21 protein-coding genes are annotated in these 25,379 nt (G+C 36.5%); 5 read left to right on the forward strand and 16 right to left on the reverse strand.

Going from position 1 to position 25,379, the window contains the following annotated elements; genetic code table 11:
- Nucleotides 1-171: 171 nt before the first annotated feature.
- Entirely contained in the window at nucleotides 172-2,337 is a 2,166-nt protein-coding gene (locus tag N9R04_RS01350; protein WP_262853864.1) for a bifunctional glycosyltransferase/CDP-glycerol:glycerophosphate glycerophosphotransferase, read from the reverse strand.
- A 401-nt stretch (nucleotides 2,338-2,738) separates the two neighbouring features.
- Here N9R04_RS01350 and N9R04_RS01355 point away from each other — a divergent pair, with 401 nt between their 5' ends.
- Together N9R04_RS01355 and N9R04_RS01360 are read left to right on the forward strand one after the other, a co-directional pair.
- Nucleotides 2,739-4,223 (forward strand): glycosyltransferase, encoded by a 1,485-nt coding sequence (locus N9R04_RS01355; RefSeq protein WP_262853866.1) that lies wholly within the window; start codon nucleotides 2,739-2,741, stop codon nucleotides 4,221-4,223.
- Nucleotides 4,224-4,241: 18 nt separating this feature from the next.
- Nucleotides 4,242-5,741 carry a glycosyltransferase gene (locus tag N9R04_RS01360; RefSeq protein WP_262853871.1) on the forward strand — a complete coding sequence of 500 codons (1,500 nt, stop codon included), beginning with the start codon at nucleotides 4,242-4,244 and terminating at the stop codon, nucleotides 5,739-5,741.
- 387 nt (nucleotides 5,742-6,128) lie between these two features.
- Here the strand turns inward: N9R04_RS01360 and galU are convergent, their stop codons facing one another.
- Nucleotides 6,129-6,995 carry a UTP--glucose-1-phosphate uridylyltransferase GalU gene (galU, locus tag N9R04_RS01365; protein WP_262853876.1) on the reverse strand — a complete coding sequence of 289 codons (867 nt, stop codon included), beginning with the start codon at nucleotides 6,993-6,995 and terminating at the stop codon, nucleotides 6,129-6,131.
- A 371-nt stretch (nucleotides 6,996-7,366) separates the two neighbouring features.
- Between galU and N9R04_RS01370 the strand changes: the two genes are divergently transcribed.
- Nucleotides 7,367-8,704: an aspartate aminotransferase family protein gene (locus tag N9R04_RS01370; protein ID WP_262853886.1), complete on the forward strand. Its 1,338-nt coding sequence runs from the start codon at nucleotides 7,367-7,369 to the stop codon at nucleotides 8,702-8,704.
- A gap of 397 nt (nucleotides 8,705-9,101) precedes the next feature.
- Here N9R04_RS01370 and N9R04_RS01375 read toward each other — a convergent pair whose 3' ends face one another.
- From N9R04_RS01375 to pgsB, 5 genes are read right to left on the reverse strand one after another with little or no spacing between them, the layout of a single operon-like run.
- Entirely contained in the window at nucleotides 9,102-10,703 is a 1,602-nt protein-coding gene (locus tag N9R04_RS01375) for a gamma-glutamyltransferase (protein WP_262853891.1), read from the reverse strand.
- A 2-nt stretch (nucleotides 10,704-10,705) separates the two neighbouring features.
- Complete coding sequence (locus tag N9R04_RS01380) at nucleotides 10,706-10,867, reverse strand: hypothetical protein (RefSeq protein WP_262853896.1); 162 nt, start codon at nucleotides 10,865-10,867, stop codon at nucleotides 10,706-10,708.
- Entirely contained in the window at nucleotides 10,857-11,927 is a 1,071-nt protein-coding gene (locus tag N9R04_RS01385; RefSeq protein ID WP_262854358.1) for a CapA family protein, read from the reverse strand. The genes N9R04_RS01380 and N9R04_RS01385 overlap by 11 nt, the downstream gene beginning before the upstream one ends.
- Before the next feature lie 11 nt (nucleotides 11,928-11,938).
- A complete protein-coding gene (gene pgsC, locus N9R04_RS01390; RefSeq protein WP_262853904.1) occupies nucleotides 11,939-12,391 on the reverse strand; it encodes a poly-gamma-glutamate biosynthesis protein PgsC in 453 nt (150 codons plus the stop codon).
- Nucleotide 12,392: 1 nt separating this feature from the next.
- Nucleotides 12,393-13,553: a poly-gamma-glutamate synthase PgsB gene (pgsB, locus tag N9R04_RS01395; RefSeq protein WP_262853908.1), complete on the reverse strand. Its 1,161-nt coding sequence runs from the start codon at nucleotides 13,551-13,553 to the stop codon at nucleotides 12,393-12,395.
- Nucleotides 13,554-14,086: 533 nt separating this feature from the next.
- Here pgsB and N9R04_RS01400 point away from each other — a divergent pair.
- Complete coding sequence (locus tag N9R04_RS01400) at nucleotides 14,087-14,305, forward strand: hypothetical protein (protein WP_262853914.1); 219 nt, start codon at nucleotides 14,087-14,089, stop codon at nucleotides 14,303-14,305.
- Nucleotides 14,306-15,096: 791 nt separating this feature from the next.
- Here the strand turns inward: N9R04_RS01400 and N9R04_RS01405 are convergent.
- The 3 genes from N9R04_RS01405 to N9R04_RS01415 all read right to left on the reverse strand — a co-directional run bounded on the left by N9R04_RS01405 (nucleotide 15,097) and on the right by N9R04_RS01415 (nucleotide 17,494).
- Nucleotides 15,097-16,080 (reverse strand): alpha/beta hydrolase fold domain-containing protein, encoded by a 984-nt coding sequence (locus N9R04_RS01405; RefSeq protein ID WP_262853917.1) that lies wholly within the window; start codon nucleotides 16,078-16,080, stop codon nucleotides 15,097-15,099.
- A gap of 332 nt (nucleotides 16,081-16,412) precedes the next feature.
- The gene (locus tag N9R04_RS01410; protein ID WP_262853923.1) at nucleotides 16,413-16,925 is read right to left on the reverse strand and encodes a GNAT family N-acetyltransferase; all 513 of its coding nucleotides are present in this window, start codon (nucleotides 16,923-16,925) and stop codon (nucleotides 16,413-16,415) included.
- A 233-nt stretch (nucleotides 16,926-17,158) separates the two neighbouring features.
- Nucleotides 17,159-17,494 (reverse strand): thioredoxin family protein, encoded by a 336-nt coding sequence (locus N9R04_RS01415; RefSeq protein ID WP_262853925.1) that lies wholly within the window; start codon nucleotides 17,492-17,494, stop codon nucleotides 17,159-17,161.
- A gap of 143 nt (nucleotides 17,495-17,637) precedes the next feature.
- Between N9R04_RS01415 and N9R04_RS01420 the strand changes: the two genes are divergently transcribed.
- Nucleotides 17,638-17,817, forward strand: coding sequence for a hypothetical protein (locus N9R04_RS01420; protein ID WP_262853927.1), 180 nt, complete (start codon nucleotides 17,638-17,640; stop codon nucleotides 17,815-17,817).
- Between the two features lie 238 nt (nucleotides 17,818-18,055).
- Here the strand turns inward: N9R04_RS01420 and N9R04_RS01425 are convergent, their stop codons facing one another.
- The 6 genes from N9R04_RS01425 to cidR form a co-directional block, all read right to left on the reverse strand.
- On the reverse strand, nucleotides 18,056-18,607 hold the full coding sequence (locus N9R04_RS01425) for a GNAT family N-acetyltransferase (RefSeq protein WP_262853931.1): 552 nt from the start codon (nucleotides 18,605-18,607) through the stop codon (nucleotides 18,056-18,058).
- A gap of 169 nt (nucleotides 18,608-18,776) precedes the next feature.
- Complete coding sequence (gene ptsG, locus N9R04_RS01430; RefSeq protein ID WP_262853935.1) at nucleotides 18,777-20,861, reverse strand: glucose-specific PTS transporter subunit IIBC; 2,085 nt, start codon at nucleotides 20,859-20,861, stop codon at nucleotides 18,777-18,779.
- Nucleotides 20,862-21,381: 520 nt separating this feature from the next.
- Nucleotides 21,382-23,124: a pyruvate oxidase gene (locus tag N9R04_RS01435; protein WP_262853937.1), complete on the reverse strand. Its 1,743-nt coding sequence runs from the start codon at nucleotides 23,122-23,124 to the stop codon at nucleotides 21,382-21,384.
- A gap of 75 nt (nucleotides 23,125-23,199) precedes the next feature.
- On the reverse strand, nucleotides 23,200-23,886 hold the full coding sequence (locus N9R04_RS01440) for an LrgB family protein (RefSeq protein ID WP_262853942.1): 687 nt from the start codon (nucleotides 23,884-23,886) through the stop codon (nucleotides 23,200-23,202).
- Nucleotides 23,886-24,272, reverse strand: coding sequence for a CidA/LrgA family protein (locus N9R04_RS01445; protein ID WP_262854363.1), 387 nt, complete (start codon nucleotides 24,270-24,272; stop codon nucleotides 23,886-23,888). The genes N9R04_RS01440 and N9R04_RS01445 overlap by 1 nt, the downstream gene beginning before the upstream one ends.
- A gap of 159 nt (nucleotides 24,273-24,431) precedes the next feature.
- On the reverse strand, nucleotides 24,432-25,307 hold the full coding sequence (gene cidR / locus N9R04_RS01450) for a cidABC operon transcriptional activator CidR (RefSeq protein ID WP_262853945.1): 876 nt from the start codon (nucleotides 25,305-25,307) through the stop codon (nucleotides 24,432-24,434).
- Between the last annotated feature and the right edge of the window lie 72 nt (nucleotides 25,308-25,379).

Below are 25,379 nucleotides of genomic sequence, written 5' to 3' on the forward strand. Positions count from 1 at the left end.
AAATTTATCAGCCTAAATCGCTATTTAAAATCTAACACTACGCCTGTGAAGTACTAGTAGCTGATTATATTTGAAAATGAATAATTATAACTCTATACAATTATAAAAAGAGGGCGCGGGACAGAAATCTAATTTGAATAAAAAGATTTCTGTCCCGCTCCCTTATTTTAACTATTGTTCTATTTCATCAGCTATCTTATCTCCGATTACTTTAGAAGCATTGCCTTGTTCTATAGAACAGAACTTATCGTAGAACTTATCAATCTTACTTTGATACTCTTCTTGAACTTTATCTAAGTCTTTAAGACTTTCGGTGAGCTGATAGGCATCAGTGTAAATAGGCCCTGGAAGTTCTGATTCGTAATCCATGTAGAACCCTCGTAAGCCTTTGTCGTATTTCTCAATATCATAGGCAAAGAAGAATTGTGGGCGTTTCAAAATACCGTAATCGAACATGACAGAAGAATAATCTGTAATTAAAGCATCACTGATTAAGAATAACTCAGAAACGTCATCGTAACTAGAAACATCAATAGCAAAATCCTCGTAACCAGATAAATCTAGCGCGTTTGCAATTAAATAGTGCATTCTAAGTAAGATCACAGTATCGTTACCTAGTTGTTCATATAGATTTTCTAAATCTATTTTCAAGTTGAATAGATACTGGCCTTTTTTAACGAATTCATCGTCACGCCAAGTTGGAGCATACATGATTACTTTTTTACCTTTAGTAATGTTTAATCTCTCACGAATCTTATCGCTAAACGCTTTGTCATTGCACTTATTAACTAAGATATCATTACGTGGATAACCTGTCTCTAAGATTCGGTCTCTATCCATCCAAAATGCTGACTGGAATATTTCAGTTGAATATCGATTTGGAGATATCAGGTAATCCCAGCGATCAGTTTCCGATCTGAAATTGAGCTTATATTTCGCGGTAGTAGTTCCAGGCATACGTACGAACTTTTGGTCACCAGCTAAACGTTTTAAAGGTGTACCGTGCCAAGTTTGGTAGTACTTTTGGTTTGGTTTTTTATCTACGTATAACGGTAGCCTTGCGTTCGCTACCCAATGACTTGCTTCTGACAGAGCATCAAAATAAGCGCGTGAACCTTTCTTCACAACTTCAGCATTACCAGGAATGACTGCTTTACTAGGATTTTTCAATACCCATTTATAGTTATAATTGGGATAACGACTGGCCATGTATTCGTAAATATATTTCGGACTATCACTGTAATTCTTGCCACCAAACGCTTCAAAAACTATTGTTTTGTTATTTACGTTCTCTGGTTTATCCGTCAATTTATAACGTGACAGTTCTTTTCCTTTTTGACGTAGTAAGACACGTTTTAAATGTCTTAGCTTATATCTAAGACGATTAAACCTTTGAGCTTTTGCCGGTTTACCTAATGCTGCGAGAATCATTTCAATACCGAATAATGGCTTTTTGCTTTTAAGAATTGTAGTTAGTATAGACTTGCTTATCTTAATTAAATTAGAACTATTATGAGTATAGCGCTCATCGATATCTATATGAGATGGATCAAAGTCATTTAGTAACCGTTTAACCATGCGTTGCTTCATAAATTCTTTATTCTCTTTGTACTGTGCAACCTTTAAGCTTTTATAGAAGCTATTTAAATAATCATCAAAGCGTAAATCAAAAGCTTGCTCAGTGAGCTGCAAAGTGTTAAACGGATCTAATAGTTCACCTCTAAAATAGAATGGAAAACCAAATAGTCGAACAAATCGATCAACGTAATTGATATACTGCAGTATAAAAGTCTGATCAGCATAAATTTGTAGGTCTTCGTCAAATTTAAGGTCATGTGCTCGTACGATTCCAGTTCTCAAAATGATATTACATACTGAATTTTTACGTAGGAAGGAATTGAGATTTTTTCTTCCCTCGTAATATTTAACTTTAACTTTGTTTAAATCTACATATTGAGGCGTTTTAACTGAAAATTTATGAATTGGTGCAATAAGCGCATCAGATTGATTTAAGTGTTCAATATAAAATGTAAGTGCGTAGGAAGCTAATGTGTCATCAGCATCTACGAACATGAAGTACGGTGTTTCTACGTAAGACATGCCTACATTCCTCGCATGGGCATGGCCGTTATTAGTTGTTAAGTTAATATGTTGCACTCTTTTTGAATCGATATCCGCTGTGGCTTTATCTACAATTTCTGCAGACTTATCACTAGACCCATCATTAACGAATATGTAGTTAAATTCTTGGTAGCGTTGAGATTTTAAACTATCAATACAATCTAAAATCGTATCTTCTGAGTTATAATATGGAACTATAACTGTTAAATTATTCATATCTCTTTCACCCTTCAAAGTTTCCTTTTCACTAATATTATTTTGGGAGCGGGACAGAAATCTAATTTGAACAAAAAGATTTCGTAGTCCCTCCCCGGCAAGGATGACTAGAATTGAAAAAAGCTTGATACAAGCGCATTTTTAAATCAGTCATCTACTGCCAAGATGCTGAAAGAAGCTGAGACATTACATTATATCCCAGTCTCTTAGTCTTAAATTAATATATCTAATTGTAGTCTCCAAAAATATTATTTTCAAATAATTATGAGTTAGCTATATTCTAAGCTATAAATGGTTAACTTAAATTATTTAGTGAAATATTCAATATATGATATATTGGATGACACATATTTAACTCATGTCTTAAATACATACCATATTAGGATTAGAGGGATATATTAATGATTTACTCCATTACTTCTATCTTACCACGAAGTCACGGTGGTCGCACGAAATCTTTATTACGCCGAAATAAACTGATCACTATGAATTCGGGGAACAACATTACTTTAGTAACTTGTAACTACAATGCAAATTATCCTCAAATTATTGCTAATTATAGAGAGCGAGAGCTAATTACTTCTAACATTGCGCATTTAAATATATACCATTGGTTATCTGGTAATCGCCTCTTTCAAAATCATTGGGATGATAATATAAAAAGAACGAGAACTAAGCTAAAGGTTAAAAAATTAAAACGAAAGAAGATAAATCATCATCTATATGATTACTACGATAAGAAAGGAACTCACGTTCTACGTCGCTTATATTACAAAAATAGCGATGTTTTAAAGTCTGAAAGGATAATCGATTCGCAAACTGAGTCCCTCTCTCAACTTAAGGAGTACAATTTCTATGGACGCTTGCATAAAGTGACGTATTACCATCCACAGACTGAAAGCAAACTTCAAGAATGTTTTTATGACACTCGAGGTGCGTTATATTGTGAGAAGTATTTTACTAACACTGAGACTAACGATTTACATCTCATTAAGGTTTACTGTGAGAATAGCTTACCTCTTTACTTCAAGACTGAAAAACAACTTTTTACCTATTATTTCAATCATTTATTGGAAGATGGCGATATCGTCTTTAACGATGCAAGAGTCTTAGATAAACCGCTAATAGAACAGTCTCACCAAGTGAAGAACATCCACATTTTACACAGTTCTCACTTAGATGCCGAGAACAATCTTAAAGGATCCTTTAAATATGTACTCAAACATTTTAATAAAGTAACCAAGATATTACTCTTTACCCATCAACAAGCTGAAGGTTTAAGAAAAAGTTATGGTGTGCCTGATGAAAAGCTAGCTATCATCCCTCATCATATTGATAATCATCTAAATGACTATATTGATGATAAGCGAAGTAATTATTTTATCTACATTGGACGCTTTAGCCCTGAAAAACAACTCATACATTTATTAGAAGCCTATAAACGTGTGGTAGAATCAGGTTACGACACCCCGTTATTACTTTATGGCAAAGATGAACATAATCAGCTTTCTCTAATGAAAGACTTTATTACAGAGCACAATTTAGAGGATTATGTAACTATTAAACCATTTACACATCATCCTTTGAAAGCTTTTAGTCAAGCACTTGCGTCACTATCAACTAGTCAGTATGAAGGGTTCGGTTTATCTATCATGGAAAGTTTATCCGTAGGTACACCGGTCATTTCATACGATTATAATTACGGGCCCCGGGAAATGATTACTTCAGGACAAAATGGTTACTTAGTAGAAAAAAATAATGTAGACGCTTTCGCACAAAAAATGATAGCTATGGTGGAAGCTCCTCTTCGAGATGTTCACTTAGATTCGAAATTCTATACCGAGCGAGCGACCATAAACTACTTGAAACTACTACAAAACATTTGATGCTATGGGAGTTATCATATGATTTATTCAATTACAACTTCTCTACCAGAGAAACATGGAGGGCGTACGCAAGCCCTATTAAGAAGAAACTTGTTACTAAACGAACAATTAAAGAAGAAAGTCGCGATACTCACTACAAACTATAATGCAAACTATCATCGCATTTACGAAGAGTATTTAAACGAAGGAAAAATAACGGAACAGATTAATATTGATAATATGTACGACTGGTTGTCAGGTTATAAATTAATAAAGTCCCCTGCTAAAAGGGCAAATAAAGAGATTTCCGTCAAGACTACCCCAGTTGAAATGAAGGGTTATACTCATAAAATCAATTCTAAGACACACGTGGTTCGTTATTACAACAACGGTGATTATGTTTTGTACAGAAAGTACTATGCTCATTCACAGGTAGTAAAATTTGAAGACTACATGAGCCCTATTCACAAGAAGCGAATAGAACGCTACCACTATAACCGTTATGGACAATTACACAAACAAACAGTATATTCCCCAGTGAGCTGGGGTCGCTTGTGTGAAAAGTTTTATGATACCGAGGGTAAACTATATTGTAAGAAATACTATTCACGAGAGGACAAAGAGTTAACACTCATCGAATTATTCAGGGGCGGCGATGTCTATCAAACCTTTAATACTGAAAACGAGCTGATAGCCTTTTATTTCGACCATCTCTTAAAGAAAAACGCTATCGTTTTTAATGATGCACGAGCTCTAGACATCCCTCTCCTATCTAAGAAAGTTAATACTAAGAATATATTATTCTTCCATAACTCTCATCAAGCGGTAAACAAAGACTATAAAAGTTATGAGTACAGCCTAACGCATCCCGCTCAAGTAAGTCGTTATATTGTGCTAACTGAAGCTCAAAAGCAAGATATTATAAAAAGTTATGATATAGTCCCAAGCCAAATACAAGTAATACCTCATTACTTTAACAAGCTTTCATTAAATAATGAGGAAGAGGATGAAAGACATAGCTTTGTTTACATCGGTCGCTTTAACGCACAGAAACAGTTAACGCATCTATTAAACGCCTATCAATTGTTCTTAGAAAAAGGCCATAACGTCAAATTAAAATTATACGGGCCTAGCGAACCAAAAGAATTAAAAAAAGTACAGGAAACTTTAAATCAATTTAATATATCTGAGATGGTCGAGATACACGACTATATTGATGAGCCAGCTCCAATATTTAAAAAAGCAAAAGCCTCGTTATTAACTAGTAAGTTTGAAGGGTTTGGACTATCTATAGGCGAAAGTATAAGTAACGGCTGCCCAGTAATTGCTTATAACGTTAATTATGGTCCTAGCGAAATGATTTCCGACGGTGAAAATGGACTCTTAGTGGAACCTGATAATATTCAATGTTTTGCAGAGAAGATGGAGAGACTTATTAATAAACCATTAAAACACGTTTCTCTAAGTCCTCATTTAGCTAAAGAAGCAGCAATAACAAACTTTAAATCATTGTTGAAAACAGTTAGAAAAGCCCGCTGAAACCAATAAATATTATGTGTCCGGGGCCCCAACAAAGAGAAACTGGTACATCTATTTCTACAATCAATGCGAGTTGGGGCGGCCTTATAAAAGAGAAGCCGGATGCTGGGACATAAAGGTCTTTGACTAGAGAGAAAGAAGCTGGGGCATAATGTAATGTCTCAACCTCTTTCAGCATCTTGGCAGTAGATGACTGATTTGAAAATGCGCTTGTATCAAGCTTTTTTCAATTCTAGTCATCCTTGCCGGGGCGGGACTACGAAATCTTTTTATTTAAATTAGATTTCTGTCCCGCTCCCAAGAAGAAACACTCAGATGAAATGAATTAAATCATCTGAGTGCTATTTTTTCTGGGATTTATGTTCCAACCACCAAATAAGTATGGTTCTATAATGATTTCTCTTTTATAAAGTCATTAATTTCATCCTTCATGGCAGGATCACGTAGAGCATATTCAATTGTAGTCTTCACAAAACCAATTTTTTCTCCAACGTCAAAACGAGTTCCTTCGAAATCATAAGCTAATACTTGTTCTTCTTTATTCATTCGTTCAATAGCATCTGTAAGTTGAATTTCATCTCCTCTCCCTTTAGGTTGATCCTCTAAATAATCAAAGATACGTGGTGTGAGTACGTAACGTCCCATAATCGCTAGGTTAGACGGCGCTGTACCTTGATCTGGCTTTTCCACAAATTTATTAACTGAATAGAGGCGACCCTCATGTGAAGAGGGATCTATTATTCCGTAGCGTGAAGTTTCAGATTCAGGAACTTGTTGCACGCCTATAATTGATGACTCATGTTGCTCATACTGCTCAATGAGTTGTTGTATGGCAGGCGTTTCAGAATCAACGATATCATCACCCAATAAAACGGCAAATGGTTCGTCACCTATAAATTGTTTACCTGTGTAAATTGCATGACCTAAACCGAGTTGTTCCTTTTGACGAACGTAGAAGATATTTGCTAAATTAGTCGCCTCCTGCACCTTTTGTAAATAATCATCTTTACCTTTACTTTCTAGATTATCCTCTAACTCTTTCTGATTATCAAAATGATCTTCAATTGCTCGCTTATGTTTACCCGTAATAATAATTACATCTTCAATTCCTGCCTTAGACACTTCTTCAACAATATATTGAATTGTGGGTTTGTCTAATATAGGTAACATCTCTTTCGGCATCGCTTTAGTAGCAGGTAAAAAACGCGTTCCTAGACCCGCAGCTGGTATTAATGCTTTCTTTATCTTACGCATTTGTCCTTACTCCTTTCATACCATATAAACAAATTAAAATTATTTAACGAATAAGTATAAAAATAACTAATTATCTTAATTATACTATATTCAATCTAAACTACAACTTAACTTACAACTAACTTTATTGGTTTATTATTATTTGTTTTATTCCACAAAATAACCCTTACTATTCAGCTTTTAGTCGCTTTAATATAGTTATCAAAATTTATTAATCCTCTTAATTCAATCATTTTTTTACTTTTTATAGTAGTAAATTTAAAATTATAATTCTGAAAATATTTACAATTCTGATATTAATTAGTATATTCATAGTTATAACTACTTTTAACAAACAATAAAGTATGCAATTACAATAGGGGATGATGACAATGAGCAAGACTGAAGCTTTAATCAACGAAGATAAACAATATTTCGCTAAACCAGGGAGAATCACTTATTACCCACTCGCTATTGAGTCAGGGAATGGTGCCTTATTGACCGATGTAGATGGCAAGACCTACATCGATTTATTAGCAAGCGCGAGCTCACAAAATGTTGGTCACGCGCCTAAACGAGTGACAGAAGCGATCAAAGCACAGGTAGATCGTTTCATTCATTACACTCCTGCTTACATGTACCATGAACCGTTAGTTAAGTTAAGCAAAAAGCTATGTGAGATCTCACCTGGTAACTTCGAGAAAAGGGTCTTATTCGGTCTGTCTGGATCAGATGCGAATGACGGCATAGTTAAACTAGCTCGTGGATATACAGGACGGCCTTATATCATTAGTTTCACTAACGCTTATCACGGCTCAACGTACGGTTCTTTATCAATGTCTGCAATCAGTTTGAACATGCGCAAGAAGTATGCGCCCCTTGTTCCAGGATTTTATCATATACCGTTTCCGGATAAATATAGAGGGCTATACGGTAATAGTCAACCAAATACTGTGGAAGAATATCTAGCCCCCTTAAAAGATATGTTTGAAACTTATGTGCCGGCTGAGGAAGTTGCTTGTATCGTTGTCGAAACGATACAAGGAGATGGAGGCTTAGTTGAACCCGTTGATGGGTATTTCAGCGCCCTCCAAGATTTATGTCACGAGCATGGCATATTAATTGCTGTAGATGACATACAACAAGGATTAGGTCGCACAGGAACTTGGAGTTCTGTTGAACATTATGACATTGAGCCTGATCTCATCACTTACGGTAAATCTCTAGCTGGCGGTTTGCCGATGTCAGCCATCGTTGGACGTGAAGAAATTATGAATACTTTGGAAGCACCGGCACACCTATTTACAACTGGCGCGAACCCAGTGAGTTGTGAAGCAGCGCTCGCTACGCTCCAAATGATTGAAGATGAACAATTATTAAAAGCTAGTGAAGAAAAAGGGGCCTATGTCCGAAAACGCATGAACGCGTGGTTAGAGAAATTTGACTGTATAGGAGATGTACGAGGCAAGGGGCTTTCCATAGGAATTGATGTTGTTTCCGATCGCGAAAGTAAAACGCGAGATAATGAAGCAGCGCTCAAAATATGTAACTATGCTTTCGACCACGGCGTAATTATTATTGCTGTAGCTGGCAATGTATTGCGTTTTCAACCGCCTTTAGTGATAACTTATCAACAGCTAGACCAAGCGTTAGATGTACTCGAAGAAGCTCTAAATCAATTAAGTCAAGGCGCTTTAGATCATTATGAAATATCTGGACAAGGCTGGTAATCGTAGGAGGAATAAGCGGTAAAAGTATGCCTGCGAAATGTAATCAAACTTTGTGTAGCTTATAATGCTTATCTTACCCGTTCCGATTTGCTACAAGATACGAGGCGTCGTGCCATTTTTCTCTTACGATACTCTGTATGATTGTGATAACTATTGCAAATACTGGAGTAGCCGTAGTTAGGGGTCTAGCTATGCTGACGCCTTCTCTTAAATATGCGCTGAAGATGTGCTAGTGGTGTTTATTGATGAGAGGCTAGACTTTGCGGCGCATTCAATGTGCTCTATAAATTCTTGCATGGCATTTACTTATACTAATTACAGCAATAGCAAAGAGAGGAGCGGGACAGAAATCTAATTTGAATAAAAAGATTTCTGTCCCGCTCCCTTGTTCTTTATATTATCTATTACCTACGTCGTGACCAATTTCTACACGGTGATCTTTCTTATTATAAGATGCAGCCTGGATACTACCAAAGTTTGGATCGTTACGTTTCTCTTCTGTTTGATAACCTAAACGTTTAAACGTCTCTATGTCACTTTTATCAGTCGCATTCTCATAGTAGATCTTATTACCATCATTATAGAAGCGTGGTTTATTAATGGAATCTTGTAGCGTACCTTTACCTCTGAGATAGTCAATTAGTACTTCATTCTCGGTAGTAGGAATCTTGTTACCCCCTGGCGTTCCAATACCGAGGTAGAAATCAGGACCAACGACTATAGATGGTGCTGTGAATGAACGCGGTTGTTTATGTTTCTCTCCGTAGTTAGGGCTTGTTGGTGTCTTTGAAAAGTTAGATAGGGAATCATTCATGTAGAAACCTTCTTTCATGAATTTACCTGAACCGAAGAAACTTGAAAGTGTGTTAGTTGTACTAACTAACTTCCCTTTCTTATCAATAACTACGAAGTGTGTTGTCGACATCGTATCTAAGTTATTAGAGAAACTATTTTGAAAGCCATTTCCTGCTTTAATCTTCTGCAGTTCACCAGAAATGTAATCTGGAGAAAGGTATTTATCATAATCTATATCAGTACCATTAACGATATCACGGTTACGATACATTAAGTCACGACCGTCAATAATACCTTGAATGTAGTCACTTCTATCGTTTAATGACGGAGAATCTCCGATGCCTTCATCAATTTTTAACCCTTGTAACATTAGCGTTCCCCCCACTGGGTTGGAACCACTATAGACTTTATTATTTAGATAACTCGTGCTTACTGGTGCTTTTTCCTCTGGTTTATAATTTTTAAAGTCCTTCTCACTTAACTTATTATGCAATTGTTTAGAAATACTTTTACCTATATCGTTGTAGAAGTAATCAGGGCCATGATCTCGAATACCTTTCAGCGTCTTGGCTAACTCTGGTTGTTTGACTACATCGCCTTGACGTTTCGTCTTACTACCATTAAAGAACGGCGTATTGCGATCAATCTTGCCACCGAATAACTTCAAACTACGCTCAAGTTCAGAGTCTATTTCAAAGCCATCTTCTGCAAGTGGTATAACGTGATTAAGTATATCTTTTTCACTCATCTTACCTTCTTTAGAATGTACTTCGTGCATACCTCTCACAAAGCCAGGTGTACCTATTTGATCTCCTTGCTTAAAGCCATATGAAGAAATATCTTTATATTGATATTGATTCGGTTCTTGATTTCCTTTACCATCATACGTCAACATGGCTCCACCACCACCAAGACCTGAGGAGTGGGGTTCTGTGACAGCGAGTGCATACGAAACACCAATAGCAGCATCTACTGCATTTCCGCCGTCCTTAATTATCTTTTCTCCTACACGTTGCGCTATAGGATTATTTGTTGCTACGCCATAATTTTTCTTCGAATAATTTTGATTATGCTTTGCTATCTTATTCTCGTATAAATCGTCTTTATTATAATTATCAGGTTTAGTTAGAAAGTAAAATACAAAGGACACAACGATAACTAATACGAGTATAACGATGAGTACTTTCTTATTATATATCGTCATGCTTAATTGGCTCCTTTAGATAAATATTGTTGACGTTCAATCTTAATATCTTCTTTCTCATAGTGATCTAGATTTTCATTTGCTTTTGCAAAAGTAATCATGAGAAAGATAACTAATATAACCGCCACGATGACTACAGTAACCCATTTCTCTTTAGTTCTCATAGACGTACCCTCCGTTCTCTTTTTTCAGACCTACATTATTACTTTGTAGATTATTTAGGAGTTTCGTTTCTTCGACTTTATTTGGATGATCTTCAGAAATGATACCGCTTTTCGTCTTAATAGGCGTAAGCTTAAACTTAGAGTCCTTACCATTCCAATTCTGTTGGACGACGAGGCCGTGTTTTTCTTTCGATAAGAAACCTTCTGAAGTAACATTACCTATGCTATAAAAGATGTTTGTATCTTTATACTTTTCAGCTTCTTGAATGACCCCATTGTGACCGATGATGACGTCAGCGCCTGAATCTGCTATAGCATGAGCAAACTCTCGTTGTCTGGAAGTAACTTGACGTTCATTAGGTATCCCCCAATCAGCATTAACCACGACATAATCGTTTTGTTCTTTAAGCTTCTTGATAAGGGGTATAAAGATTCGAGGTTCCATGCTTACAGAAGTAGTACTTTTTAGAGAGTTGGTGTAATCAGAGCGTGTATCTGTTAACGACAACGTTGCTATTTTCTTCCCTTTCACAGTTTGTTGCACAGTTTTACTATTGATGAGATTAGAGCCATTTCCAGTTAAGAAGTTATAACTTGTCTGACTTTCAACATCCTTGCTTAAATCTTGAATTTGTTTATTATCAAGCTTGTCATTAACTAAATTTAAACTCTTGATGTTCAATCCTTTTAAGAACATGATATTCTCGATGTTCTTTTTTATATTTTCTGTACGGTTATCTGAAAGTTTACTCGTTTCTAAACTTGCTGTTGAAAAATCACTGTGTTTCAACACGTTGGAAAGTGCATCAAAGACGTGATTTAAATTTTGGACACGCATATGTTTGTCCATATTTACATCGCCAAGGTAAGTCATCTGTATGTCATTCTTCTTCTTCGCCATTCCTTTCACAGCCTCAGTCTTTTGTGTGGACATCGCTAGCGCAATTAATAGAATAGCTACAATCGTGATAACGAGCATAATGATGAAGTTATGCTTTTTCGTTTTTTTAGTCCATTTTAAAATTCGTTCAGATATTGTAAATCGTTGTTTACTCATAATTTAGCCCCTCACTAATTAATAAAGCTATAGAAGAATAGAATGACATAAGTGATACACGTTAATAACATACATGTTGATAGTGTAATGACTGCACCTTGTTTTTGAATTGTATTGGCAATAATACCTGGGATAACGACACCGATACCTGACATTTCTACCATTTCGAACGGGGTCAGAGGATAAATTAAATCGAAAATAAATTTCATGACCATTCCTGTTAAGATCATAGCGGCAAACTTTCTACGACCGTACAAGATAACTAGACGGCTAATACCGTGATTGACAACGAAATATGTAAGACAACTGATGATGAGCACCGATAGTAACATTATCGGTTGATCAAATATAAGAGCTAAATAGCCTGGTACTACTAGCCCCGCTGGACTAATTCCAAATTTCTCGGCAAAGAGTAAACTGAGTACAATGCCGACGAATAGTGAGAAATATAATTCTGAACCTATCATGTTATTTTCCTATCCTTTCTATATATTGTGCTATTTGTTTACCATGACCATGAATGTTACCTACACAGAAAATCAATGCATTCTCTGCTTCATTCATGACCGCTTCTTCAACATCGTGAATGTCGTGTCCTTCAAAGTTCATGTACTTTTTATCGGATTGTGATCTCATTACTTCAGTAACGAGCTGTGTACTTTTACCAGTACAAATGAGCGTATCGTAATCGACATCTGTGATGAAATTCTCGGCAAACATTCGCGTACGATCTACCCTATCGCCCCGACAATTTAAGATGACTACTTTTTTAGAATAAGGATAGTTGTATGATTCAATCTTGTTTAATATAGCTTTCGTGGATTGAGGTTCGTTCGCTGCAAAGGCATTAACGTATACATTTGTCGTGTTATTCGCAGTAAAGTATTCAATGTTTACTGCGCCAGAATCAGGCGGCGCGTTTAACATTCCACGTTCAGCCGTTTCCTGATCGATACCTAACGCCTGTGCAACACCGATAGCAATGGCCACATTATCTGGAAAGACTAAGTAATCGAATCGACGTAAGAAATCTTCAGAAATCGTTTCTTTATCGATGACAATTGGCGTGGTATTGCGTTTCTTCGCTTCTCTGACAAAGAATTCTGTATAATCATCTTTCATTAACACGAGATGACCATTTTTAGGAATCGATGCGGTGAAAGCTTGAGCGACCTCATCTAATGTAGGCCCAAGAACGTCCATGTGGTCTTCCATAACATTACAAATAACCCCAACGTTCGCTTTGACTAAATCCTCTTGGAACGTAATTTGATAGTCAGGATTAACTGCCATACATTCGTTGACGAGCGCATTCGCATCTTGTTTAACTACTTTACGAATAATATCGCGCTGTTCCCCTATGTTAGCGCCTTGTGGTTTTCTATATACGGGATATTCTTTAGGTGTAAACCAATACATCATACGTGCATCTGTTCCTGTCGTCTTTCCAATCACACGGTAATCATCTTCTCGTAACATCCCGTAAATGAGACGTGTAATGGTCGACTTTCCACGTATGCCGTTTATATTAATACGCACAGGAATTTTCTCTAGTCGTCTCGCATGTTTACGCTTATCAATAATACCGAGCCAGAGTATTAATCCTACGCAAATAATAATTAATAGCAAGTCGGAGTCCCTCTTTTCATATACAATTTTCTGTGACTGACTAGATTATTAATTTAATATGTATAAAATAGCATAAAAAAATCTAGTGTCAGTCTTTAATTTATTGGTGATTTACACCGTATTTATAATGCAAAGGTTAAAGTATATAGTGCTATTACGCATAAAAGCATGTAATGTCTATACTCTAAATCCCTATTAAAGATAACACTAGCATATCGTTGTTAATTCAATTTTAATTTTTTGTATCTTACGTAAATTTTATTTAAATTTTAAATCATAACCAAACGACGTTCCCCAAAAACTTATACAATAAGTTTAAATTATTTCAGAACTATTTACAATACTGAATTAAATATAACTATCCTTAAATTTAGATGATTTTATATTTCGAAAATTAAATACATTTTTAACTCTTAATTTACATTGAATTAAAATTACTATGGTACGTTATAAATGAGCAAAGGATATTGCTCATTAACCTTGAATCTGAACAGTCTATTCAAATTCACTTGATGTAAGGGGGACAATACTTCGTGCGTAAACCCGTAAAGATGGCTATTGGTATCTACCTCACAGTAATGTTATTAGGATGCAGTACTTATCTCGTCCTTATCCTTATCGGCAGCTTACAAGGCAATGATATGCGTGGTGCTGTACAAGACGCCGATAATACTAAGAACGTTAAACACATTAGCTCATTATCCTCATACTCCCAAAGCGATTTACATCTTTATGATCAACTATGCATGTAATTATTTTACAAAAACTATCCCGATTAACTAACCCATCCCTTAACTTAATCCGCTCACCCTTTTGAATATTGGGACATTTGTCCCCTAGTCAAGCGCATCGAGTACATTCACTCCCTAATGTCTCGATGCGTCTTTGTTAGCTATAAATGGCTCAACTATTTTATTATAATCTTCCACAATATAGAGCTGTAACAGACAGTACATCATTTGAAGTCTAGAGGGCACGACGCTCTAATAGAAATGATTAAGTGCTGGATCAGTTGTCATAAATCTGTTGCTGCAACTATTCGTAGGAGAAGGTCTAGGACCTAAAGCCTAAAAAATAGAGGCTGGGACATAATGGTCTTTGACTAGAGAGAAAAAGAGGCTGGGACATAAATCCCAGCCTCTTTCAACATCTCGGCAGTAGATGACTGATTTGAAAACGCGCTTGTATCAAGCTTTTTTCAATTCTAGTCATCCTTGCCGGGGCGGGACTACGAAATCTTTTTATTCAAATTAGATTTCTGTCCCGCTCCCTCTTCAACACCTCGGCAGTAGATGACTGATTTGAAAATACGCTTGCATCAAGCTTTTTTCAATTCTAGTCATCCTTGCCGGGGTGGGACTACGAAATCTTTTTATTCAAATTAGATTTCTGTCCCGCTCCCGAATCGTGCGCGTTTCTGTGGCAAACCCCACTTTTGGGACGCCGTTTATCAGTTTCCCAAAGCACAGAAATTTTACGTCGCAACCTCAATATCATACTTAGTTAATTCATTTTTAATAACTTTAATCTCAAACAATGACGTTTAATGTTTGTTAATAATTTGCTTTAAGGTGCGCAAGAAATGATAACGTTCTGGTAATGAGAAAATAGGATATATATGATACATGTTATAACCAGGGATGAAATCATGATTTATTCCAAGCTCTTGTAATTTGTACGATAACTTAAGCGCTTCAGGGAAAAGTGTCTCTTTAGTACCTACATTAAGTGTGATATGTCCTAAACCTGTTAGATCACCATTTATTGGCGAAATTTGCCAATCAGTTAAGTTGCGATCGCCCGCCCACAATTCAAGAAAGAATTTACTACCTTCAATACCAATCATTGGATCAATTTGTTCATATACTTTCGCTTTAGGATCACTAAATGTACCGTCTAATACTGGAGAATTTAATACGATATTGCTTGGTTGAGGTAGCTTAAGTTGCTTTAAATACTGAGCGAAAGATAGCCCAATTTGTCCACCTGCTGAATCACCGCTGATTATTAATTTGTGACTGTGTTCCACACTTTTAAGCAATTGTTTATAGATCGTTTCAAGCAAGTCAAATGTAGCGCGGTAATCAGCGTGTGGAACCTTAGGATAAATCGGCATAACCACTTTAGCATTTAAAGTCCCAGCAAGCGCGTCAATATATTCAAAGTGAGACTTTAACGGATCTTGAAACCATGCGCCACCATGGATATAGAGAACGACAGGTTGTTGTCTATTTTCTTGATTATTAACTACATATACCGTTGAATTTTTAACTTCTAATTTATCCGCTTTATGTTTAAATTTGTAATCTGTCCCCTTAAATAATCCTTTAGTGTGCGGACTCACTTTATCTAGCGCAACTTGTGCGTCTGATATATTGGTGAAAGGCTTTTTCATACCTGAAGCACGCATTTTAAGCTCTAATAAAAAGCTAGCATAGCTGCGTCTTTCTTTAAAGCGAACATAACAATATGATGTTAATGCTATACCAGCTATCGCTGTCGTTACCGTCGTTATTTTCTTTAACAATTCAATTAACCTCCTAGCTTGCACTCTTACTATTAGTGTATCTTATTTATTAGTAAAATTTTAGTAAAATACACCCTTTTAAACTTTAAAAATTATGTAAAGATGTAATGTATAAAAAGTATACTCGCCTAATCATTTTAACGAGGGAGCGGGACAGAAATCTAATTTGAATAAAAAGATTTCTGTCCCGCTCCCTTTCTCTCTAGTCAAAGACCTTTATGTCCCAGCCTCTTAACACAACTGATTTGAATTTAGGGTGATACTACAATAGTTCCTTTACAATGGATTTGAATTACGTCTTATAAACGATTCGAGATAAAACACACATCAGTTTAGAATTGAAGTATAGTTTCCGGAGACTCGTCAAGAAGTAAAGCCATATATAGCTCATCATGGTACAGCCCATCCATGTAAATAGATTGGCGCTTGATGCCCTCAATTTTAAAACCAATTTTTTCATATAATTTGATAGCGGGATTATTGTGAGTAAGTACTGTTAATTCTAATCGCCTCAAACCTTTTCGTTTAGACCACTTAATAATCTCATCAAACATCTGTGTCGCATAACCTTTGTGATGGTAGGCTTGCTCTATACCAGTAACAATATACCCGATATGTTTAATCTTAGATATAGAACTAATATGCACCAGTGAATAGCCTTTAATATCCCCGTCATCCGTCTTTAAACCTATATAGAAATTATGCTTTATTCGATCGCGCAAGCTGTCTTCTTTATAGTCTCGCTCATCAGGCGTGTAGAGCATAAACTGACTTTCACTATCAATTTGTTTCATACAATGATATAAATTTTTTGTTTCATCTGGACTAATTCTCTCGATACGCATTTAAAGGCCCCCCTTTTTATAAAAATAATTATTTCTATCATACATGATATAACGACTCTCGTCACATTCAATTTTCAATTTAATCTAATTTTTAACTTATTTTTACTAAAGGGAAATGGACAACATTTAATAATTCTCTAAATAAGTTATTCGCAGTCGCCTCTTAGTTTGGCTACAGTTCAACCTTCAGTGCAATCAGCTAGTGAGAACGAGGTACTATGTTTAGCCTCTTCTTAAACTCCTCCATCTACCAGTTGTTGTAAGCGATATTCGAACTCTTGCATGTCGATAAAACGGCCTTGCCGGTGCATTTCCTTTCCATCTAAATATATGATATCTACAGGAACTGTAAAGATAGATAACTCACCAGCTATCTCCTCTAATTGCGTTTGATTAATGATGCCCAGTGCTACCTCTGGATAATCCTTCAACATCATTTCAATCTGAGGCAATACAGCATGACAAACACTGCAGTTTTCTCTCATAATATGAACTAACGCTAGATGATTATTATCAATAAAGTGATGAAACTGTTTAATACTTTTGAGTTCTACCACTGGTTCATTCACCCCATTTACAATTGCATGCTTTTCTTTTTATTGTAAAACGCCTGTAGATAAAAGCAAAGTGTCTAAATACCAAAAGGTACTGCATCAATATCTAACACTCATCATTAATTATATTTAGAATAGCTTATAGGCAAACAAATTAGATGAGGTCGGGGCAAAAGCGTTTAGGATGTGAGCCGGGCCCCAACACAAAGAAACTGGTTCATCAATTTCCACCAGCAATGCGAGTTGGGGTGGGGCCCCAACACAGAGAAACTGATAATTCAGTTTCTACAAGCACTGCGAGTTGGGGTGGGACTACAAAACCTTTTTGTTCAAATTAGATTTCTGTCCCGCTCCCAAGAAGAAACACTCAGACGAAATGAACTAAGTCATTTGAGTGCTATTTTTTCTGGGATTTATGTCCCAGCCCCATTACGTACACTACTACCCTACGCATGTTATCGTAGTGGATCAGGGCAACTCTTCAACTGAAGCTGGCTACATCTCACATTATTGTAGCTTCACGTCAGTGTAGGGAAGATGGCTCTGAATTTAATAAGATGGATGTGTTTCTTGGTATTATTCACTGTCACTCATGTTCAAACACTCAAATATATTTAGACTTCTATACATACCGTGAACGAGTATGTGCTGCTTTAACTCACCTACGTGTTTAAAACCCGCTTTTAATGCAACACGGCCACTCGCTAGATTCTCGATATCTGCGTAGATAATCAGTTTGTTTAACCTCAATGTAGAAAAGGCAAACATTTTGACAGTTTCCAAACATTTAGTGATGATCTGTTTACCACTATATTCAGCAGCAATCCAATAACCAACTTCTGCGTAAGCGTGCTCTTTATCAATATGATGAAGGTCAATTGTTCCGATTAACTCGTCCTCATAATAAATAACAAATAACCTGCCTGTACCTTGGGCTTGTTGTTCAATCATCATCTTAAGATAATCTTTCTCCTCATCTAATGACATGTCCTCATGTATAAAGCTCAAATACGTCTTTAAGTATGACAAATTCGCTTGAATAGTCTGAAACAATTGTTCTGACATGGTCATTTCTGGTTGAACTAAGAAGATATGATCATCTACTGCAATACTCAAATATTTCTTCACACCTCTCCCCCCCTTTAAAAACTTATTTAATTTTAATTCTAGATTTAATTTCAGAATTTTTCAATAAATATTGGCAGAAAATAATAAGTATCGACTTTATTATTAGAAATAGTTCGTAAATAAGTCGATACTTATTGTTTAATATACCTAAGATAGAGGACGAATTGAGCTAGTTATTTGTAGTTAAACTCATAATAGATTGTCCCTCTCTAACCTCGCCTGTAACTACTTGAGTTAGTTGATAGTGTTGTAAATTTGTAAAGATAAGCGGTGTCATCTCGCTCTTTGCATTATTTTTAATATAATTTAAATCAAAACGCACGAGAGGTTGACCTTGTTGGACCTGTTCTCCTTCTTGAACTAACACTTCAAAACCTTGTCCCTTGAGTTTGACGGTATCAATACCTATGTGAATGAGCAGCTCAACACCCGCTTCATTCGTAAGTCCAATTGCATGTTTAGTAGGAAATACTGTCTCTACTGTTCCATCAAATGGAGCATGTAATTCTTCAGTGGTTGGTATGAAACCTATACCGTCGCCCATCATCTTATCGCTAAAGACTGGATCTGGCACTTCTTCTAGTGGGACTACTCGTCCATCACCAGGTGCGTTAATTGTAATCTCGTCTTGAGTCTTTTGATCATCAATATGGACAACATTATCATCTACTGAATCCGTTACAGTGGTTTCACTAGGTTTCGTTATCTCACCCTTGATGATTAAATCCATGTCATGTTTTAGCTGATCAGATTTCGGCCCAAAGATAGCTTGCATATTATTTCCTACTTCAAGTACTCCTGATGCTCCGAGCTTTTTAAGTTCACCCACATCTACTTTTCCTTTGTCTACCACTTCGACACGTAGGCGTGTAATACATGCATCTAAATGTTTAACATTCTCTCTTCCTCCCATTGCATCCAATACATCAAATGGTAAGGTTGCTACTGAACTATCTCTTGTTTCTACTTCATTATCTTCACGACCAGGTGTTTTTAAATTCATCTTCTTAATAATAAAGCTGAACAAGAAATAATAAATAACTGCATAGGCTAAGCCCACCGGAATAACCCAAAGCGCATGAGTACGGTCTGCATGCAAGAGCCCATATAATATGTAATCTATAAAGCCACCTGAAAATGTCATACCAATCTTAACATCTAACAGATGCATAATAAGAAAAGAACTACCTGCCAAAATGACATGACAGACATATAAAATAGGTGCTACAAAAAGAAACGAGAATTCTAACGGTTCAGTAATACCCGTTAAAAATGATGTTAACGCTGCAGAAAGCATGAGGCCTCCTACTACTTTTTTACGCTCAGGGCGAGCTTGGCGGTAAATAGCAAAAGCGGCGGCTGGTAATCCAAACATCATAAATGGATATTTACCTGTAGTGAAAGCACCAGCAGTAAATTGCACACCGTCTTTCATTTGTGCCATCCAGATGTGCTGATCACCACGTATAATTTCCCCTGCCTTGTTTGTGTATTGCCCAAATTCGAACCAGAATGGAGCATAGAAGATATGGTGTAAGCCAAAAGGAATAAGCGATCTTTCTATAATTCCAAATATAAACGTTGTGAGCGTTAAATTCTTATCTAATAAGAAACTTGATAATGTGTTAAGCCCGTGTTGGATGGGCGGCCAGACAAAACTCAAAGCAATACCAGTCACTATAGCTACTGCTGAAGTGACTATAGGTACAAACCTTTTACCTGCAAAGAACCCTAAAAATGCTGGAAGTGTAATATTGTAAAACTTATTGTAGCACCAGGCAGCAAGCGCCCCCATAATAATCCCGCCAAATACACCTGTTTGAAGGCTAGGAATACCTAATACTAAAGCGTAGTCAGGCGCTTTGTTCGCTTGAGATAGCTCGTGTGCTCCTTTAGCATAACTAAAGATATCGTTAATTGTGATTGACATGAATTGACCCATAGTTGCATTCATGATGAGATAACCTACGAGCGCCGCTAATGCAGCAACTCCATCCCCACCTGCTAAACCAAGTGCTGTCCCAACTGCAAATAAGATAGGTAAGTTATCAAATACAATTTGTCCTGATACTTCCATGATACCTGATAACGATACAAAGAACCCTTGCTTTAACCAAGGGGCGATTTCTACTAACTGTTCGTTGTGCATAGCGTTACCGAGGGCGAGCAGAATACCTGCTGCGGGTAATATGGCTACAGGGAGCATGAGTGCTTTACCGATACGCTGCAGCATTCCAAAGAATATCTTGAACATGTGATGTCTCCTCTTCTATTTAAAGTTGCACATAGAAAAAGACACGAGCAAATAAAGATGGTTTGAAGTATTATTCTGAGTTGTGGATTCTTGTAAGTGATCTATTTGCTCATGTCTTTACGGTCTATATTTTTCATGTGCTTAGTTTTTTCTTATTATACCTAGTTCTAAGCCCTTTCCACAAGAGTTAATTTAGATATCAGATCTCTAATAAGTTGTAAATGAAAGCATACAGAGGTTAAGACTTTAAGTTTCTGGGCTCTGGGCAATCGAGTATCGGCGTCCCAAAAGCAGGATTGTCGACAGAAACGCTCACGCTTAGGGAGCGGGACAGAAATCTAATTTGACTAAAAAGATTTCGTAGTCCCGCCCCGGCAAGGATGACTAGAATTGAAAAAAGCTTGATGCAAGCGCATTTTCAAATCAGTCATCTACTGCCGAGATGTTGAATAGGCTGAGACATTACATTATGTCCCAGCCTCATATACGGGAAAAGATAGGTTAAATCTGTCCTTCTTAATTAGAAGAAACGTTTAGCTGCAGTTGATAATGGTGGAATTTCATTCCAATCTAATTTTTTGTCTTCGGTAATTGATCTATAAGCCCATTTACCATAGTTTAACGCTTCATCTTTAACAATCTTACCTGGTAATGGTGCTGCTGTAGGATCGACATAAACGTTAACGATTGTTGGGCGATCTTGTTCAAGTGCCTCAGCCACTACATCGTCTACACGGCTAGGATCTTTAAGCGTATAGCCTACTCCACCGCAAGCTTCAGCGAATTTAGCTAAGTCCATATCAGTGAAGTCGATGGCATATTCTAATTCACCAGCTGCTTGTTGTTCATATTTGATGAATGATAATTGTTCGTTGTTCAGAACGAAGATAGTCATCGGTAAATCGTATTGCACAGCAGTCGCAAAGTCTTGCATAACCATTTGGAAACCGCCATCACCTGCTATACCGATAACTTGACGATTAGGCCAAGCAATTCTAGAAGCAAGCGCACCAGGTAAAGCACAACCCATTGTGCCTAACCAGCTTGAAATAATAAATTTATTATTTACTGTACAGTTCAAGTAACGTGTAGACCAAACTGTTGAAGTACCTACGTCTACTGAGAAGACAGCATCGTCTTTTCTTACTTTATTAATAGCGTCCATTAAGCGTTCAGGTCGGATAGGCTTGCTTTCACTTGCTTTATCTGCTGCCATCCAAGAATCCCAAGTTGCTTTACGTTCTAACGTCTTAGTCAAGAAGTCACGTTCGCCAACGTGCTTGATTGATTCTGTAAGTTGAGTTAAAGCAACTTTACTATCGCCTACAATTCCCGCATTGATATCGAAGCGATGACCAATAGCTTCAGGATTTGTATCAATTTGAATAGCTTTAATATTTTTCTTAGGTAAGTAGTCTACATAAGGATAGTTAGTACCTACCATGATTAACAAGTCAGCTTCTTGCATCGTTTGATAAGATGGCTTAGTACCTATCTTACCTAAGTTACCTAAATTATAAGGGTGAGAGTCAGGTAGAATACCTTTAGCTGGTAATGTTACCACTGTTGGTATTTTAGCTGTCTCGATAAAGTCACGTAGCTCATCTTTAGCGTTTTGAGCACCAATACCTACTAGCGCTACTGGACGTTTACTCTTATCTATAAGTTTAGCTGCTTTCTTGATACTACGTGGTTTAGGAGTCATACGTGCTGGTGGAGCAGTGTCCACTTTTTTACTAGTAGTATCTTTAACTTTACGTGTTAATAAGTCATTTGGCAGTACGAGTACGGCTGGCCCTTTTTTCTCATATGCAGTACGGATAGCTTCGTTTACAATACCGAAGATATCTTTGTCATCTTTAGTGATTTGGTGACTGTAGACCGCAACACCGTCCACCATTTTTAAGATATCTGTTTCTTGGAACGCTTTAGTACCTAATACTGTACTATTTGATTGTCCTGCTAAGATAAGTTGCGGTACATTATCCATTTGTGCATCATACATACCATTTAATAAGTGAACAATACCAGGTCCACCGATACTTAAAGCAACACCGATTTTTCCTGTTAATTTAGTGTAGCTTGCAGCTGTTAAACTTGCTACTTCTTCGTGACGTACATGATAGAACTTAAGATCTTCACGCACTGTTCGTAAACTATCTACAACTGCATCAATTGAGTCACCTGGAATACCGTACAGATGATCGATATTCCATGCTTCTAATGCTTTTACGAGTGCTTTATTTGCTTTGATTTTTGCCACTTTGAAAAGCCCCTTTCGAATTGTTATTTCTATTAGTTAACGGATGAGTTACTATTCAAACACAAATACAACAACCTAATATAGTAGCAGGATGAATATTGGGATAAGGATTGAACTGAGTATTGCAGTTAATATCATTCCAATTGAACTAAATGCACCTGATTCGATGTCTAGCTCAAGTGCTTTTGCTGTTCCAAAAGCGTGTGACGCATTGCCATAAGTCAGCCCTTTCGCTATTGAACTCTCAAAACGTCCAATGCGAAGTAAATAGGAACCTATCATGCTACCTAACAAGCCAGTAGTAATAATGAATAAGACAGCGAACGTGTCAGTACCTCCTAGTTGATGAGAGACTTGGATACCAACTGCCGCCGTGATAGACCTCGGCAAAACTGTAACGATAACTTCTTTCGAATAGCCGAGTAATTTCAACGCTATAAATACTAACAAAAAATTAAAGAGTACTCCAGCGAAGACGCTTGTGAAAATGATCTTAGCATGAGCCCAAATTTTATAGCGATTCTGATAAAGCGGAAATGCTAAACAAACAACGCTCACATTGAGTAAATAATTGATCCATTTACCGCCCACCATATAATGCTTATATGTTATGCCGCTAACTAGAAGCACCGCGATGATTGCGAGTGAAGCAATTAAGGCTGGGTTGAGCAATGGAGAGCGATATTTCCGTTGTAATTTTTGAGCTCCTGCATAGACTACAACAGTTAATGCGATCATCAGGAGGGCATGAATAAATTGCATTAATTATCACCCTCTTTTCTATGCACCTTTTTAACCATCTTTTCAGCTATATAACCTGAGACAAGCGCTACAGAACACGTTCCAAAGATGATGAGTATAAAGAAAACTATGAAGTTTAAGTTTATATCTGAAGCCACGTCCATAATGCCCACAACGGATGGTACAAAATAGAAAATCATTGTCGCAAGAAAAAAGTTTGCTCCTGAACTTACGAATTTTTCTGGAATAATCTTAAATTGTAGAAGTAAAAAGAGAAGTATTAAACCCACTATACTTCCAGCGATAGGTATATGGCAGATGCTTTGGATGAGGCTTCCTAAATACGTTATCCCCATTAACAACAGTATTTGAAGTAGCGTCCGCACTACTTTCCAAGCAAACTGCATTTTGTGTTTCATCCCTCTCAAAAGATTTAGTTAAACTTTATCTCTTTTGTACACTATATATTTTAATTCATACCACGCTTGATTAAAAATATTGAATTTAAATAAGACTTATTACTTTTTTCTATGGAAGCGCTCACTTTCATAACTTATTTTCATGTGTTATAAATGTTTCTTCATAAACTCAATCCATTGTCGCGTGGCATAACTCAAATACTTATCTTTTTTCCACACAACACCGAGCTCCCAAGACATTGATTTATCATCAATTCTTATATTTTTAAAGTTACTATCTAACATTTTCACTATATTTTCAGGTAAAATGCTAACGCCTAGGTGAGCATTAAGCAGATTTTCTATAAAATTCCACTGTGAAATTTTAGAAATCGTGTTAGGAATATAGCCAGCATTCTTTGTCGCTTCAATGATCTTATCATTAAGATAGAAATCTTCATTAAATAAGATAAAGTCTTCATGTGCCAACTCTTTAAGTTGAACGGAAGGTTGTGCAGCTAAGGGATGATTGGCATGCGTTACTAATCTGAGTTCTTCTTGATATAACGGTAAGGAGTTAAAGATCGCTTTGTCCACCGGCAAAGTAGTAATTCCTATATCTATTTCATCATTTATTAACTGTGATTCAATCATCTTACCGCCATTTTCAACTAAGTTATAAGTAACATTCGGGTAGCGCTGATGAAATTCTCCTAACACTTCTATGAATTGATTCATGTTCATTACTGCGGATAACCCTATACTAATGTGACCCGTTTCTAATCCTAATAAGCTATTAATCTCTTTAGGTAAATCATGAAATAAATTGATGATTTCTTTACTTTTTTGATAGAAGACTTCTCCTGCATCAGTCAACGCAAGTTGCCTTTTACTCCGATCAAACAAAGGCATAGCGAGTTCACTCTCTAAATCTTTGATCGCTTTACTGATTGTGGGTTGGGCGATATATAAATGTTTAGAAGCTTTAGTCATACCGCCATGCTCAACTACTTCCACAAAGTAAGTCATCTGCTTAATATCCACATTCTCGCTCCTTTGCCTTTCATTTACTTTCTATATTACCCTCATTACAAACAGTTAATAGCTTTTGCTTAA

Source organism: Staphylococcus marylandisciuri, assembly GCF_025519785.1.
GTDB lineage: Bacteria > Bacillota > Bacilli > Staphylococcales > Staphylococcaceae > Staphylococcus > Staphylococcus marylandisciuri.